The following is a 14,946-nucleotide window of genomic DNA, read 5'->3' on the forward strand; positions in this document are numbered from 1 at the left end:
GGGTTCACAGGGATGAACAGGTGGATCTAACCATAACGACAGTCGTTTTCATTAATAGTGACATGCTCATCTGTGCGGACAAGGGTCGGTCCGCAGGGCGCTCACCCACGCAAAGAGTGCCCCGACCAGCGCAAAGCTGCACGCAACGAGGTAGGCGGTGCCGATATCCCATCGTCCTGCAATTGCCCCGGCAATCAAGGCACCCACCGGCGAACCACCCCAGGCGACCATCCTCGCCGTGGTGTTCACGCGCCCCTGTAGACGATCCGGAGTCAGACGCTGACGTGCACCGATGCCGTTGAGGATGGTGACAGTCGCACAGCCGGAGTAGACGGTCAGAGCGGTGATCGCTGCGGCGGTGTTGCTGGTTGTCGCAACGACGAACAGCACCACCGGGGCGATGGTCAACGCACCGACCGTGATCGCGCCGACCGGCCATTGCGCCGGTAGGCGTGGGAGCAAGACTGCGCCGACCACGCCACCCACGGAGACTGCTGTCCACACGGCCCCGATCATCGGACTCGACGTCGAAATCCCCAGCCTCTCGGTCGCGTACACCACCAGGAGCGCCGTGACAGCACCCTGCGTCAGCGAATTGACGAAGCCGACGCCGGTCAAGGCTCGCAGGAGCGGAGACTGCCAGAGGAAGCTGAGGCCTTCGCGTATGTCACGCGCAATTCCGGGTTCCGACCTCTTCGGCGCCGCAGGAATACCCGAGAACGAGGCTCCGATCGACGCCATGGCCAGCCCGGCCAATACGTAGGCCAGTGCATCAGCACCCAATGCGTAGGCCGGGCCGATCGACGCCACGAGCACTCCGGCAATAGCCGGAAAGGCAACATCGACGAGCGTGCTGGAAGTCCACAGCGCACTGTTGGCGGTCGGTATTCTCTGCCGACCGACCAGCGCAGGCAACGCTCCGAAAGCTGCGGCATCGAACCACACGAAACACGTTCCGATGCACATCGATACGCCGACCGCGTGCCATGCCGTCAACACACCGAGCGCCTGAGCCGCCGGAATACTCGCCAAGGCAAGAGCAGCGACGGCCTGCGCACACAGGATGACCGTCCGCCGGTTGACTCGGTCTGCCACGGCGCCCGCGAACAAGCCGAATACGAGGTACGGCAGAACCGTCCCCGCAGCCGCGAGCGAGGTGAGAAACGGAGACCGGCTGATGTCGAACACCAGAATCGGCATTGCCACACCGGTGACCGCCGCACCGGCCACGGCAATCGTGCGAGCCGTGAAGAACAATCGAAACGATCTGTCCCGAAACACATGTGGTTGCGCTTCGGCGGATCCCGTCGTCGAGGTCTCGCTCATGTATGCACTCTCTTGTACCTGTTGCTCTCCGTGGCGATCTTTCGTACGGTGGCATCGTAATGGAAATGGTTTCCATTACGGAAGGGATGACAATGAGCAACATTTCGTTCGACAGCGTCTCCAACTCGGCTCCGGCCAATGCACTCCAGGGCGTCGGCACCAACGCCCTCGTCGACAACCCGTTCACCTTCGAGCCGGTTGCCGAGGCGACGTCCGCACATGCTCTGCAGGGTGTGGGCACCAACGCCCTCGTCGACAACCCGTTCAGCTTCCAGAGCTGAAACCTTCCCTGATCCGGACTGTTTCGACGGTCTGATCTGCCGATGACCCCGCCCGCATCCGACTCGTCGGGTGCGGGCACCGACAAGGAGATCCGTGTACGCCCTCGCCGACGGACACCACCTGTATCCGACACCGGACGGTGTTTGGCATTACCTGACACCGGACGAGAACGCAGTCACGATCGGTGCGCCGGCCGAAGACCTCGCGGAACTCGACAACTTTCTCAGGCGCTCTGGTTCGGTGCTCGGCCCGGGAGCGATCGAGATCGCCGACGCTCTCGTCTCTCGCGGCGTGCTGGCTGTTCCAGGTCAAGTGCCAGAGATTCCGGGTCCACAGCGTGTGCTGATGGACGGGGTCGGACCCGTTGCCGATGCCTGCATCGCTCTGCTCTCCAAGGCTCTTCCGGACCTCGACGTCGTATCCACCACTGCGCCAATCGAAGACGACGTTGCGTCGTCGGACCTCGTACTGTCGGTTGCCGACGCTCCTCCTCACGACGCGTGGTCGGAACTCGATACCTGGTGCCGCCACAGCCGAACTCCGTGGCAACGCGTCCACGCAGAGCTGGGTGAGATCTGCATCGGTCCCTTCTTCGACGGCATCGACAGCGCGAGCTACCGGGACGTCTGCGGTCGACGCCTTGCCGCGTCACGCGTACCGGATCACCTTCTGGCGCTGTGGAACCACCTCGCCGACAGTGAACGTCGTCCGCTTGGACTTTCACCCACCACAGCCGCAATGGTCAGTGCACTTGCATGTTCGGGCGTCGTGGCTAGTTCTTACGGCGCACCGCAATCACACCTTCACCACCAGATCCGGATGAATCCACGAACCCTGATGATGACTCGACATCCCGTGCTACCACTGCCAGGCGGCGTTCTCGAACCTTCGCCGACGCTCCGGTGATCTCACTCGGAGTGAAGATCCCGGCAGCAGACGGTTCTTCGCTGGCTACGGATGTGCTTCTCCCAGATTCTTCACCTCGGGGACTGATCGTGATCCGCACCCCGTACGGACGCGGGTGGCATCTGGCCGAGGGGGTCGAATGGCGATCGCGAGGAATTGCATTCATCTGTCAGGACGTACGTGGACGGCACGATTCCACCGGATCTTGGGAACCCTACGTTCACGAGCGCGAGGACGCCGCCGCCCTTGCCGAGTGGCTGCAGGATCAGCCGTGGACACCCGAGTGCGTCATCGCAAGCGGGGCTTCGTATGCGGCCGGAACTGCGTGGGCCTTTACTGCCGAGACCAACGGCGCCGATCGGGCATTTCGTGCTCGCGGCGTCGTCTCCAAAGTGCCGACCATCGGAAGCGACCGCGTCAAACGTGATCCCTCGGGGATACTTCTCCTCGCCGAGCATCTGGCGTGGTGGGGCGAGCACGGAGATTCGTCTTCCTCTCGTGAGGGTTTCATCCCTGCCCTGATGCGCTCGGATTCGTCTTTGCTGGAACATCTCCCGGTGCAGTCGATGATCGAGGAGGTTGGCCTGACCTCCGATTCACCGGGCTGGTTGACGCCGATCCGTCGCGCTCGTGAGCGCGAAGACTTCGGTGGCGATGATCTGGTGTCCGCGGACGAACTCTCCGAACTCGACGTCGCCGGGCTGCACATCGGCGGTTGGGACGATGCGATGATTCGGGAGACACTGCGGCACTTCGCATCCGTGTGGCGTGCGCCGCAGAGTTTGATCGTGGGTCCCTGGGCGCACGACCTCCGCCCTGGAAGGGTCGGCGAGACAAGTTTCGGCCGCCTTCAGGTCGAGTGGATGGAATCGATATTCTCGGCGCGGCCCGTGACCATCAATCGGGTGTTCGACCGGGGTGCAGGCGATTGGTCGACCGAACCGTATGTCACGGGTGCGAATCGCGTTCGTCTCGAACCAGACCCGAGGACGGCGCCTTTCAACTTCACGCACCACGCAGACGAGGGCCGAAACGACTGTGTTGTCTGGACTTTCGACATGGAGGTCGAGTGTGTGCTGTCGGGAATGCCTTCGGTGGAGTTGACAGTGCATTCGCCCGAGGGCGAAGCTGACTGGATCGTCGAGCTGAGCATCGTCGATAGCGCCGGAGTCACCAGGTCGATCGCTCGTGGGGCCGGCGTCAGCCTTTGCTCCGGCACGTTGACCATAGATCTCGATCCCGTGTTGCACACTGTGCGCGCGGGTGATGTCTTGACACTGCGGATCGCCGGCTCGGACTTCCCACGGCTCGCACGCAATCTCGGAGACGGTGATCGCTATCGAGGAACACGCAGTACCGCACTGCACCAATCATTTTCCGGGTCGTTGACCCTGCCGATACTCGGAGGAACTGCCGGTGGATGACTTGCTGGTCGACGCCCGGAGCGGCGTGCTGACCTCACTGGAACCACACATTCGCTCGGACATGCCGACGGGCTGGGTCGGTTGGGCCGCGAGGGTGGCCGACACCAGAAACTTCGGCGGCAGCGGTTCACTGTTTCGCGCGGACCCTTACGGATTCGGGGCTTCGATACGCGACGACGCAGCAGCTCGCGGGGCTGCAACCGGTGAGGCAGTCGAAAGATATTGCGGCAACGTGGTCCCCGAAGATCTGATCCGCAGTAGTGCGTCAGCGCTGGAACTGGCAGGCTCACGGGTCGTCGATCCGGCGAAATTTGCGTTGTACAGCGAGGATCAGTACCGCCTTCCCGGATTCCCCTTTGTTCCCTTCACATCGGCTCTGGAAGTCCGCTGGGCGCTGGGTCACACCATGGACGAAAAAGTGCCCACCTATGTGCCAGCCGCCCTGACCTATCTCGGGTACTATACCGGCACCCGTCGCGGCGAACCACCGATCGCGTCGTTGCAGTACGCCGGAATCGCCGCGGGACGCTCACGCGCCGAGGCCGAGATGTCTGCTCTGCTGGAACTTCTCGAACGCGATGCCACCGCACTGTGGTGGTGCGGGGACCGGTCACAGCCGGCAATCGAGCTTTCCGACTGGGAGCGGTTACCTGCGCACCGCCAACTCGGGGATCTGGAGAGCCAGGTCCGCAGCGTTCGAGTGCTTCTGCTTCCCTCCCCCTTCGGCATTCCCGTCGCCGCAGTGTGGATCCGGGATGACCGACGTGGATTGGTCGCGCTGGGCACAGCTTGTCGACCAACGGTGGAGGCGGCAGTCTCGAAGGCGCTTGTCGAGGCGTACGCCGTACTTGCCATCACGATCGACCTCGCCGACCCCGACGGGCCGACCTGGCGCAGCGTGGCGGACGGAACGCTGCCGGCGCACCTGTACAAACCCTTTCGGGCCGACCGTCGTTACCGGGACGAGTTCGATGCGCAGTGGAAGGACGTCGTCGATCTGCCGACCGTCGCCCAGCTGTATCTCGACCCCGTGATGGCTGAGGCAGCGGAAGAGCATCTTTTCGACTACACCGAAACACGCTCGGTATCAGAGGTTCCCGACGAAGATCCTGTGAATCTTGCTTCTCTGGTAGTCCTTCTGACGTCTCGAGGGTACCAACCGATTTCCGTCGATCTCACCACCCGCGACATCTCGATTGCCGGGTTGCACGTCGTCCGCGTCCTGTCTCCCGGCCTCTACAACAATGCGCCGGCAGCTTTTCCCCTTCTTGGAGGTAGCAGATTGACCAGCGCATCGACCACCCATCTGCATCTGCCGGTCCCTCTCGCATGAGGTCTTTGCTCGTCGACCGCCGAACTGGGATCATTCGAGAGTTGGTCGACGCCGTTGTTCCCCAGCACTTTCCGCCGGAGTTCAAGCTGATTCACTCGTATGTCTGCGATTCGGCACGCTTTTCACCCTGGTCCAGCGACTCGGCGGGCGCCGGATATTGCTTCGATCTGGGTGACCGTGCGCGGCCTACCGCAGCTGCGGTAGGCGAAGCGGTGGAACGGTATTGCGGCAACATCGTCGCCAAACCGATCGTCCGCGGGTCGGCTGATGCATTGATCGGAGCAAGCATCGACCTGTCACAACTCGCGCGTTTCGACGCCGCCCAGTACGCGCAGCCACAGTTCCCGTTCGTCGAACCAACCGACGATCTCGAGTTGGACTGGACTCTCGGAGTCGACCTGATCACGGGTTCGGATATCTGGGTACCGGCCGAACTCGTCTGGGGTTCGTATCCTCATTTCGTCGCCCGGACGGGTCCGGCGATCTCTCCAGTAGCTCAGGCGGGTCTCGCCGCCGGTCCCACGACGGAATTCGCGATACGGAATGCAGTGCGCGAGATAGTCGAGCGCGACGCGATGACGCTCTCCTGGACCGGAAGGCGCGGCGTTCGGATTGTCACCGGGATGCCAGAGCAGCTCCTTCGACTGGGCAATCACGAAACCCTGTCGACGAGATGGCTGGCATTCGAGAGTGATTTCGGGATCCCGGTACTCGGCGCCCTCGTCCGCGACCACCGCACCGGATACTCGACCATGGGAACCGCCTGCCACGAGGACGCACAGACCGCTGCGTTCAAGTCGCTCGGGGAAGCGCTTCAGCTGCAACTTCTTTCCGCCGACTACGACGACCCGGAGAGCGGCATCGGTCGAGCCGCGGCCTCCCCGACCAGCCCGCTTGCGCCTTGGCGAGCTGACCGAAGCTATGCAGGCGCCTACCGATCGGACTTTGCCGACGTCATGGACTACGGATGCCACTTGCAGCTCCACCTGGACCCGGAGATCCAAGCACGATTCGAGAGTGAGCTGGCAGGTGCCGTCGTCGGCGAGGTGGACCTCGACTCTCTGACGTCACCCATCGACACCGAAAGCGCACTGACAGGTTCGGGTTTCAGGCCGGCATGGGTCGATCTGACCACAACTGATGTTCTCCGCGCCGGCCTGCGCGTCGTCCGCGTCGTCGTTCCCGGTTGTCTCACCAATGCGGCCGCCGGATTGCCGTTTCTCGGCTCGCCCCGACTAGTCGACGGTCTTGCCGGACGTCCGCCTCGTACCATCCCATTGCCGCACTGACAGTTCCGGAACTGCCAGTTGTAACGACTCTGCGGTCTCCACCGCGTGAAACCAAGTCGGCTTCGAGATTGCACTGTCTCGAATCACCTGCACGGCACGCGCGGCGATGGTTGCCGTCGCGGCCGACTGGCTACGCCCCGAAACCCACAGCGCCGGGCCGGTATCCGTTCGGGCCATCGCAACCCAACGATCCGAACCCCACAGCTTCTTCGGCACAACCTTCTGGAGGGCGGGCGCCCACGTCATGGCTGCAAGCCCGAGTGTCGCTGTGGACGTGTCCAATCGCAGGTACGTCCGCACCGGAACACCAAGGTCGCGCGTCAACGCATGTTGGTCCGAAAAGTCCGCCCGCACAGCAGGACCGGATCGGTACCCGGTCGCGTCCGCCGGCATCCGAAACGTCTTCATCCCGGTGTAGTTCCGGATCGATCGCCCGTCGGGATCGGGAAACCTCGTTCCCAACATCCCGTACGTCCACGCCGTCGCGGCCGGTCCGTGTAGTTCTCCGCCGCCGAGGCCGATCACGATGTCCACGGGTCCCCCGCCGAGTCGATGCGCTTCGGCGGCAAGGACACTGGTCAATCCCGGCGCCAATCCGACGCCCATCAGAACTGGGCCGTCGACCGCTTCCAGTTCTTCGCAGTAGCTCGAGGTTGCCGTGATGTCGACGAACGCCGCCCCACCGCGTACCGCTTCTTCTGCCAGGCGAACGTCGTCGAAACCCGACGCATTCACCACGACATCGAAGTCTCGAACCACAGCCGCGTACGCGCCTGGTTCTTTAAGATCAACGACGACGTCCGCGCGGGCACGATCGCGCCCGGCGGAGTACGCGGAGATTTCGGGGACCTTCGCGAGTTGTTTCATCAGGGGAATCCCGACGGCACCGTAGCCACCGAGTACAAGAACCTTCGTCATTATTTCGCCTCCCGAGTCGCTAGAGTTCGACTCTAGAGTTAAACTCTAATCATGACTGAGGTTCTTCGGGAAGACACGTCGGCGCGGCGCAAGATCATCGAGGCAGCGCGGGAAGTTTTTGTCGATCCCGGCTACGCGGCCGCCACGATCAAACAGCTTGCCGCGGCGGCGGGCGTGTCGGTGCAGAGTGTCTATTTCGTGTTCGGCAACAAGCCGAGCGTGCTGTCAGCACTGCTCGACGTGGCCGTTGCGGGCGACGAGGAAAAGACGGCAACTCTCGACCGGCCGTGGGTGGCGGCAGCACTAGGCGCCCCACATCCACTCGGGCAACTCCGGATTCAGGTTCACCACGGACGGCTCATTCTGGAGCGCACCGCAGACATCCTGTTGGCACTGCGGGCTGCCGCTTCCGCCGACGAGGACGCCGCCCGCCTTTGGCAAATCAACCGCACTCAGCGACGCACGGTGCAGGAACATCTGATGGTCGGCATAGTCGAAAAAGCGCCAACCGTCGACCTCGAGACCGCCGTGAACGTCGCACTCACGCTGCTCAGTCCCGAGACGTACACAGACCTCGTGGTCGGCGCGGGTTGGACCGGCCAAAAGTACGAAGAATGGGTGGTCAACACCCTTGCCGCCACCCTGGGCCTGGACCGAACCGTCAAATCCCGGAAGTAGCTGGGACTACTTGGTGGGCTTGTCGTCGATGTGCCGTGGGTTGTTCCACAGGCGTTCCGTCAGATCGTGAAGGACGGCGAGGGTGATCGTGTCGTCGTCCCGTCGGAGCAGAGACTGACTGACCGTCGCGCGCACCAATGTGCTGTCCGAGTGCACGAACTCCTTGACCGAGCCCGGCTCGGAACTCAGTTCACGATGAGCCTGCTCGGCACTGACGTCGTCGGCATCCTTGTCGTAGAGAATGTCCTGCAAACGCAAAGCCGAGACGGCCTTCTTGGGATATCCCAGCATGTCAGCGAAGGACGGGTTGGCAAAAACGATGCTGCCGTCGCGGTGAACGGCCATGACCGGCACCGGAAGCCTGTCGAGGAGAATCAGAGCAGGCATCTGCTCCAGATCCGCAATCGGCGATTGTGGCGGCTGCGCAACATTGCGGCGGCGTTCCATAACACGTCCTCTCAAGTTGCCCGAGTCGACAACAGTCTAACTGCCCAGCAAATCGCGGGTTGACTTCCCGCCCGGATGCAGTGACGAATGCCCGAATCGTGCCCGCCTGAGTTACGCCGCGAGCGCCTCCTGGTCCTCCGCCAAGGAACCGTCAACAACACGATAGACAGTATCCATCCGAGACAGGTGACTTCGGTCGTGTGTCACGAGAAGGGTTGCCGCCTCGTGTTCCCGCACCACCCCGATGATCAGATCCATGACAGCGGCACCGCGCTCCTGATCGAGCGCGCTGGTGGGCTCGTCGACCACCAGAAGCTGCGGATCGTTCATCAATGCTCGCGCGAGATTGACGCGCTGTCGCTGCCCACCCGACAGCTGAGACGGTCGTTTTCCGCTCTGATCCGCGAGCCCGACAGCGTCCAGCAAATCCATCGCTTTTGATTTCACGGCCTTGCGACGGGTCCGTGACGTGAAAACGGACTGCCCCAGATGCGCCATCACCTCGAGCTGCTCCAGAGCCGTCAACGACGACACGAGGTTGGACTGCTGGAAGACGATTCCGATCGACGAGCGTCGCAATTCCGACGCCGCCCTCCGACTCAGCGCCGCTATGTCGGTGCTGCCTTCCGGCGTCCGGAGATAGACGTGCCCGGAATCCGGACGGATCAGGGTCGACGCCACCGCCAACAGGCTGGACTTGCCTGAACCCGAAGGTCCGGTGATTGCGGCGATCTCGCCGCGGTGCAGTCGCAGAGACACGTCGTCCAGCGCCGTCACCCGCGATTGCCCGTCGGGAAACGTCAGATCGACGTTCTGGATGTCGAGAACTGTGGTGCCGGTTGTCATGGTCATCGTGCGCTCCCCAATGCTGTGAGTGGATCGGTGGTCGAGAGGAATCGAAGTGCAAAGGCCGCGCCGAGCAGGCCGAGTCCGATCAATGCCACGGCAGGTACGACGGTGGTCGATGCGTCCAGGACAAACGGCATGGCGTCACCGATCAGCGAGCCGGCCACGGCCGTCAGCCCGATTCCGACGGTGACGCCGGCAATCAGGACGATGAGGGCCTGACCCAGTGCGTCGCGCACCAGAGAACCGGTGGTTGCGCCGAGCGCTTTCAACGTCGCGATGTCCGGGGTTCGCTGGATCGTCCACACCGTGAAGAACGCACCGATCACCAGGGCCGAGATCGCGAACAACATGAGCGTCATCAGGGTCAACGACCCGTTCTCCGATTTGTACGAACCGATCGCGTCGAGCGAACCGCTGACCGTCGTCGACGTCGTCGCGGCTGACTTGTCCGTTGCGGAAGCGTCAGAGGCTCCGGTGACAGCCAGTACTGTCGCAACGCCGCCGCGTGGATTGGCCGCCTGCCAGTCACCGAGCGTCATCCAGACGACGGGCGAATGGCTGTACCAGTCGTCACCGCGAACGTCGCTGACGGTGAACTGCTGCGTACCGACGCTCACCTGATCGCCGGCGCCCGCCCCCAGATCGCGGGCGGCACCTTCGCTCAACACCACCGTGCCTGACGCCGACGGCGTCACGTCACCGAAACCGCCGTCAGCACCGAACAGGGCCACCGACTTCTGATTTCCGTCGGCCAATCCTGCCTTCCCGCGGCCGATTCCGATGGGATCGACATCCTTCGCGGCCCCGGCCCAGGCGTTGACCTGGTCCTGTGTGAGCGCCGACTCGTCGAACGACGCCCCAGCTCCGGTGTCTGCAAACACCACCGTGTCGGCATTCATGGCCTCGATGGCCGACACGTTCTGATGGCGAAGTCCTGCAGTCAACCCGCTGAGAAAACTGACGAGAAGTGCAACCAACAGAACCACGACGGAGATCAGCGCGAAACGACCTCGCGCTGCCCGTAAGTCCCTCATTGCGACAAACACTGTGAATTCCTTTCCTGTGCTTGCCTCTACGCTCTCGCGGATGCAGACTCTTTCCATCGCACCTCGGATCGACATTCCAGCGCTCGAAAGAACCATCCCGGTTTACAACTTTTGATGGATGAACCAGGCCCGAACCTCGCTAAGCTGGGCGAGATGCACCGATCTCCGCTCACGCCTGTCTTCGCCGGCCTACAACTGGGCCTGCATGTCCTTGTCATGGCGCTGGCCGGTGTGGTGTTTCTTCGAGCGCTGATCGACGAATCCGACCTCACCGCAACAATCATCGCGTTGGCCGTGATCTTTGTTGCCGTCTATCTTTTCGGGGTTGCCAAAAGGCTGCGCGGCAACGCTGCCCGCTGGTGGCTCGCCGTGCTGACCCTCGTCTGGATCGCGACGATGGCGGTATCCGCCGACGCCGCCTACCTCGCGTTCGGACTCTTCTTCCTCTATCTCCATATTCTGCGGCGCCCCTGGAGCCTGCTGGCCGTCACCGCGGCAACGGCTGTCGCCGTGATCGGCACCGGATTGCATCGCGGGTGGACAGTGGCCGGCGCCGTCGGCCCGATCATCGGCGCCGCCGTAGCCGTTGCTATCGGTCTCGGATATCAGGCGCTTTACCGCGAGGCAGCGGAGCGCGGACGTCTCATCGACGAATTGATGAACACCCGTGAAGAATTGGCGTCGACGTCTCGCGATGCCGGAAAATTCGCCGAACGTGAAAGGCTCGCGGCCGAGATCCACGACACCGTGGCCCAAGGACTTTCGAGCATCCAGATGCTCCTCCACGCTGCCGAACGCGCCGATCCGGAAAGCCCGGCCATCCGGCAGATCAGCCTCGCACGGGAAACTGCAGCGGACAGTCTTGCCGAAACCCGCCAACTCATAGCCGAATTGACACCGGCGGCCCTGGACGGTCAGTCGCTCGCCGATGCGCTTCGTCGAATCTGTGAACGCGCGAGCAGTCCTGAACTGGAAGCGCGATCCGTGGTCGAAGGTGAGGCAATCCGGCTGCCGATGCCCCTCGAAGCAACACTGGTGCGCATCGCCCAGGGTGCGGTATCCAATGTTCTCCGCCACGCGGATGCAACCAGAATGGCTGTGACACTGACGTATTCCGACAACACCGTCAGCCTCGACGTGGTCGACAACGGCCGCGGCTTCGACGTGGAAGTTCTCGAACGTGGACCGGCGGAATCGTTTGGCCTCAACGCAATTCGACGACGCGTCGAACTGCAGGGCGGAACGTTCTCCATCGAGTCGGAGCCGGGACACACGGCCGTCGCGGTGACGTTTCCCCTCGATGTCGGTGAACAGTGATCCGCCTGCTGCTCGCCGACGATCACGCGATCGTGCGCGCCGGACTGCGAGCGCTGCTCGAAAGCGAATCCGACATCGAGGTGGTCGGCGAAGCAGGGACCGCCGAGGAAGCCATAGCCTTCTGCGCCACCACGCCGGTCGACCTCGTGCTCATGGACCTGCGGTTCGGGCCAGGCAAGACCGGGGTCGACGCCACCCGCGCGGTATGCGCGCTGCCGAATCCGCCGCACGTACTCGTTGTGACCAACTACGACACGGACGCGGATATCTTGAGCGCCGTCGAAGCCGGAGCCAGCGGCTATCTACTCAAGGACACACCCCCGGTCGAGTTGCTGTCGGCCGTCCGCGCCGCTGCGAGCGGGGACAGCGTTCTCTCACCTGCCATCGCGTCGAAGCTCATGACTCGCGTCCGTAAGCCCGAAACCAGCCTCAGCCCAAGGGAAATCGAGGTGCTGAAGCTGGTGGCGGCGGGTCGATCCAACCGCGAGATCGGTAAAGAACTGTTCCTGAGCGAGACCACGGTCAAATCGCATCTGGTCCACATCTTCGGCAAGTTGGGCGTGAAGTCGCGGACGTCGGCGGTAGCTCGTGCGCGGGAGTTGGGTTCGATCTGAGGCTTTGGACAATTCAAGCGGGGCAAATTGAGGTCGCCAACCAAACTGGACTAGTACCAGGGCCCAACATGACCGATCAACACCTTCGCCGCCAACGTTCTCAGTCGGACAGTCTGATACGCCGAATTCTAAAACCAATGCATAGAAACGCCAACGCACGAACCGGCGCTCTCTCGCCACGAGCGAATACGCGGGTGGAGTGAAAAACTTGCTCGAATACTGATGCATTTCAACAATTCTCAAACTCCTACGGTTACCGAAGTTGTCCGCTTTGTCTCTGGCTATCGAAAGTTTGTTCGATTATACTTTCGGTATGGATAGTCGGGAAGCATGGCAGCTGGATGGTGAGGGCCTCAAGGGTGAGGTTCTGGATCTGGTGCGCGCCCGGCACGAGTTGCAGTCGCGGTTGGTGTTGCTGATCGTGGAGATGTTTTCCCGTGACGTTCTCGGTGGGAAGGGTTTTCGGGCGATCGCACAGTGGTTGCACGGGTCGACGAATCTTGAGATCGGTGAGTGCAGTCTGCTGGTCGGACTGGCGCGGTTGTTGATGCTCGAACCTGTTGTCGCGGATGCGTTTCATCGCGGTGATGTGGATGCGTTGAAAGCCCGGCAGGTGGCGTCGTTTTGTCAGCATCCGCCGAAGAACATGACCCTGGCGGATGTGGACAAGGCTCGCGAGATTTTGTTGTCGTTGGCGTCGAAGAACATTGCGGATTGTGATGCGGTGCGGGCGGCGATTCGGCGGATCGAGAAGCAGTACGGCAAGCGTGAGGACGGCGTCCCGGTCGGGGAAGATTCCGAACGTAACGAGTTCTACGCCTCGAAAGGCTTGTACGGGCGAGTGTCGGTGAAGGGCGACTTGGATGCTGTGAACGGGGCCCGGTTGATCACCTTGTTGTCGAGCCTGTCCGCTCCGACACCGGAGAAGGACGGCGTCAAGGACACCCGCACGCCTGCATTACGGCGCGCGGACGGGTTCTGCGAACTGCTGCGCCGCTACGAGCGGGCGGGGTTGGGTCCGATCGAGGGCGGCGTGAAACCACACATCACGGTCACCGCATCGGCGAAAGACATGACCGATCTGCAAGCCTTGAAAGACCTCCTGCCGTCCACTGAGGAACTCGGGTTTGCGTGGACGGATTGGGTGGGCCCGATCAGTATCGACACCGCACGGATGCTCGCCTGCGACTGCACCGTGACGCGGATCTTGTTGGATGAGAATGGTGTTCCGCTCGACTGCGGTAAGGAAGCGAGAACAGCGACTGTTCCGCAGCGGCGGGCGTTGGCAGTTCGTGATGGTGGGTGCGCGTTCCCAGGGTGCGGGACTCCGTCGGGGTGGTGCGATGCCCATCATATTGTTCACTGGAACGATGGTGGCCCAACAGATCTCGACAACCTGATCTTGTTGTGCGGTCATCACCACCGGACGATGCACCACACCGAGTGGCGTGTCGAGATCGGCCCGGATCGGAAGTCGGTGTTCTATCCGCCGATGTCCGTTGACCCGTATCAGCAGCCGATCGGCGGGAACAGCCCGCCGACAGCCGCCTGAACGGGCATAACTGAAAATGCCAGCGTATGCACCGGGGAAGAATCATGCCCCGGGGCATACGCTGGCATTTTCGGTTGCGCGCGATGTCCGTCTTGCGACAGCATCTGTCTCCACTTCGACACGCAGGACCAATAGGGTCGAGGGATGTCTTTCTGCGAACCCGCCCGCGTTGTCACCGTCACGTCCCTGACCCCGCACATGCGGCGAATCAGCATCGAGGCAGAAGGTGACTGGCACTGGCCGACCGGCGGACAAGGCGACGAGCGCATCGATATCGCGTTCCCGAAACCCGGTGAAACAGAAGCAGATTACGACTACTTCAACAATCCCGACTACGGCAAGGCCGATCTCGGAACCGAGCCACCGTGGCGGCACTACACCGTGCGCAAGGTGCACGACGGCGGCCGACGTCTGGACATCGACTTCGTCGTGCACCCTGGCGGTATTGCAGCGGATTGGGCCCTGCGGGCCGAACCAGGTCACCTACTAGGCGTCTTCTGGTCGGACAGTTCGCGGTCCCACTACCAAGCACCGGCGGGTCCTCGCTGGCAGCTGCTGGTCGCAGACGCCACGGGTCTCCCCGGACTGGGCAGGATTGTCGAAGAACTTCGAGAGGGCGATGTCGCACAGGCGATCATCGAGGTCGAAACCGAAGAGGATCGACAGGAATTTGTCACTCGCGGCGACGTCACGTACACGTGGCTCGTGGGGAGTGGCCTCGGAAAGGCGCCGAGCGCGCTGTTCGAAGCTGTGGAGAAGGTCGAGTTTCCCGAATCCGAATCGGCCGACGTCTACGCGTGGGTGGCGTGCGAAAGCGCAACCAGCCGTCGTATTCGTAAGCATCTGAGGGAAGTTCGAGGAATTGCTCGCGACAAGCACAATGTTGTCGGGTACTGGCGAGAGGGCGCCGACGGCCACGTTTCCGGCATGAACAGCGAGGAAGTCACCGTCGGCGCCTGAGCGCC

The 14,946-nt window shown here is 62.5% G+C and carries 15 protein-coding genes; 10 read left to right on the forward strand and 5 right to left on the reverse strand.

Translation table 11 applies throughout. The features are described 5' to 3' along the window. Positions 1–66: 66 nt before the first annotated feature. The gene (locus RE4_RS13295; RefSeq protein WP_060938719.1) at positions 67–1,326 is read right to left on the reverse strand and encodes an MFS transporter; all 1,260 of its coding nucleotides are present in this window, start codon (positions 1,324–1,326) and stop codon (positions 67–69) included. Positions 1,327–1,418: 92 nt separating this feature from the next. Here RE4_RS13295 and RE4_RS13300 point away from each other — a divergent pair, with 92 nt between their 5' ends. From RE4_RS13300 to RE4_RS13320, 5 genes are all read left to right on the forward strand, one after another. Beyond that, entirely contained in the window at positions 1,419–1,607 is a 189-nt protein-coding gene (locus tag RE4_RS13300) for a streptamidine-related RiPP repeat protein (protein WP_003943543.1), read from the forward strand. A 94-nt stretch (positions 1,608–1,701) separates the two neighbouring features. Next, positions 1,702–2,514: a hypothetical protein gene (locus RE4_RS13305; RefSeq protein WP_060938720.1), complete on the forward strand. Its 813-nt coding sequence runs from the start codon at positions 1,702–1,704 to the stop codon at positions 2,512–2,514. Next, a complete protein-coding gene (locus RE4_RS13310; RefSeq protein ID WP_060938721.1) occupies positions 2,511–3,938 on the forward strand; it encodes a CocE/NonD family hydrolase in 1,428 nt (475 codons plus the stop codon). Before RE4_RS13305 ends, RE4_RS13310 begins: the two co-directional genes overlap by 4 nt. Continuing rightward, a complete protein-coding gene (locus RE4_RS13315) occupies positions 3,931–5,271 on the forward strand; it encodes a YcaO-like family protein (protein ID WP_060938722.1) in 1,341 nt (446 codons plus the stop codon). The genes RE4_RS13310 and RE4_RS13315 overlap by 8 nt, the downstream gene beginning before the upstream one ends. After that, complete coding sequence (locus tag RE4_RS13320; protein WP_060938723.1) at positions 5,268–6,560, forward strand: YcaO-like family protein; 1,293 nt, start codon at positions 5,268–5,270, stop codon at positions 6,558–6,560. The genes RE4_RS13315 and RE4_RS13320 overlap by 4 nt, the downstream gene beginning before the upstream one ends. Here the strand turns inward: RE4_RS13320 and RE4_RS13325 are convergent. Then, complete coding sequence (locus tag RE4_RS13325) at positions 6,507–7,478, reverse strand: saccharopine dehydrogenase family protein (RefSeq protein ID WP_060938724.1); 972 nt, start codon at positions 7,476–7,478, stop codon at positions 6,507–6,509. The two genes, RE4_RS13320 and RE4_RS13325, sit on opposite strands and share 54 nt — an antisense overlap. A 51-nt stretch (positions 7,479–7,529) precedes the next feature. On the opposite strand from RE4_RS13325, the gene RE4_RS13330 reads away from it, so the two are divergent. Continuing rightward, complete coding sequence (locus tag RE4_RS13330) at positions 7,530–8,156, forward strand: TetR/AcrR family transcriptional regulator (RefSeq protein ID WP_019746303.1); 627 nt, start codon at positions 7,530–7,532, stop codon at positions 8,154–8,156. Between the two features lie 6 nt (positions 8,157–8,162). On the opposite strand, the gene RE4_RS13335 is transcribed toward RE4_RS13330, so the two are convergent. The 3 genes from RE4_RS13335 to RE4_RS13345 form a co-directional block, all read right to left on the reverse strand. After that, positions 8,163–8,603 (reverse strand): PAS domain S-box protein, encoded by a 441-nt coding sequence (locus tag RE4_RS13335; RefSeq protein ID WP_003943598.1) that lies wholly within the window; start codon positions 8,601–8,603, stop codon positions 8,163–8,165. 111 nt (positions 8,604–8,714) lie between these two features. Further along, positions 8,715–9,455, reverse strand: coding sequence for an ABC transporter ATP-binding protein (locus tag RE4_RS13340; protein WP_020968047.1), 741 nt, complete (start codon positions 9,453–9,455; stop codon positions 8,715–8,717). Beyond that, entirely contained in the window at positions 9,452–10,498 is a 1,047-nt protein-coding gene (locus tag RE4_RS13345) for an ABC transporter permease (protein WP_060938783.1), read from the reverse strand. The genes RE4_RS13340 and RE4_RS13345 overlap by 4 nt, the downstream gene beginning before the upstream one ends. Before the next feature lie 114 nt (positions 10,499–10,612). Here RE4_RS13345 and RE4_RS13350 point away from each other — a divergent pair, with 114 nt between their 5' ends. The 4 genes from RE4_RS13350 (at position 10,613) to RE4_RS13365 (ending at position 14,941) form a co-directional block, all read left to right on the forward strand. After that, positions 10,613–11,815 carry a sensor histidine kinase gene (locus RE4_RS13350; protein ID WP_021332670.1) on the forward strand — a complete coding sequence of 401 codons (1,203 nt, stop codon included), beginning with the start codon at positions 10,613–10,615 and terminating at the stop codon, positions 11,813–11,815. Next, the gene (locus RE4_RS13355) at positions 11,812–12,429 is read left to right on the forward strand and encodes a response regulator (protein ID WP_019746299.1); all 618 of its coding nucleotides are present in this window, start codon (positions 11,812–11,814) and stop codon (positions 12,427–12,429) included. The genes RE4_RS13350 and RE4_RS13355 overlap by 4 nt, the downstream gene beginning before the upstream one ends. Positions 12,430–12,742: 313 nt before the next feature. Next, entirely contained in the window at positions 12,743–13,981 is a 1,239-nt protein-coding gene (locus tag RE4_RS13360) for an HNH endonuclease signature motif containing protein (protein ID WP_060938725.1), read from the forward strand. Between the two features lie 144 nt (positions 13,982–14,125). Beyond that, positions 14,126–14,941, forward strand: a complete 816-nt coding sequence (locus RE4_RS13365) for a siderophore-interacting protein (RefSeq protein WP_030536654.1) — start codon at positions 14,126–14,128, stop codon at positions 14,939–14,941. Positions 14,942–14,946 lie beyond the last annotated feature (5 nt).

The sequence above is a fragment of the Rhodococcus erythropolis NBRC 15567 genome, assembly GCF_001552595.1.
Classification (GTDB): domain Bacteria; phylum Actinomycetota; class Actinomycetes; order Mycobacteriales; family Mycobacteriaceae; genus Rhodococcus_F; species Rhodococcus_F erythropolis.

Coding starts and splice junctions, on each gene's coding strand:
- RE4_RS13295 (WP_060938719.1), bottom strand. CDS start 1,326: ATGAGCGAGACCTCGACGACGGGATCCGCCGAAGCGCAACCACATGTG.
- RE4_RS13300 (WP_003943543.1), top strand. CDS start 1,419: ATGAGCAACATTTCGTTCGACAGCGTCTCCAACTCGGCTCCGGCCAAT.
- RE4_RS13320 (WP_060938723.1), top strand. CDS start 5,268: ATGAGGTCTTTGCTCGTCGACCGCCGAACTGGGATCATTCGAGAGTTG.
- RE4_RS13325 (WP_060938724.1), bottom strand. CDS start 7,478: ATGACGAAGGTTCTTGTACTCGGTGGCTACGGTGCCGTCGGGATTCCC.
- RE4_RS13330 (WP_019746303.1), top strand. CDS start 7,530: ATGACTGAGGTTCTTCGGGAAGACACGTCGGCGCGGCGCAAGATCATC.
- RE4_RS13335 (WP_003943598.1), bottom strand. CDS start 8,603: ATGGAACGCCGCCGCAATGTTGCGCAGCCGCCACAATCGCCGATTGCG.
- RE4_RS13340 (WP_020968047.1), bottom strand. CDS start 9,455: ATGACCATGACAACCGGCACCACAGTTCTCGACATCCAGAACGTCGAT.
- RE4_RS13350 (WP_021332670.1), top strand. CDS start 10,613: ATGGATGAACCAGGCCCGAACCTCGCTAAGCTGGGCGAGATGCACCGA.
- RE4_RS13360 (WP_060938725.1), top strand. CDS start 12,743: ATGGATAGTCGGGAAGCATGGCAGCTGGATGGTGAGGGCCTCAAGGGT.
- RE4_RS13365 (WP_030536654.1), top strand. CDS start 14,126: ATGTCTTTCTGCGAACCCGCCCGCGTTGTCACCGTCACGTCCCTGACC.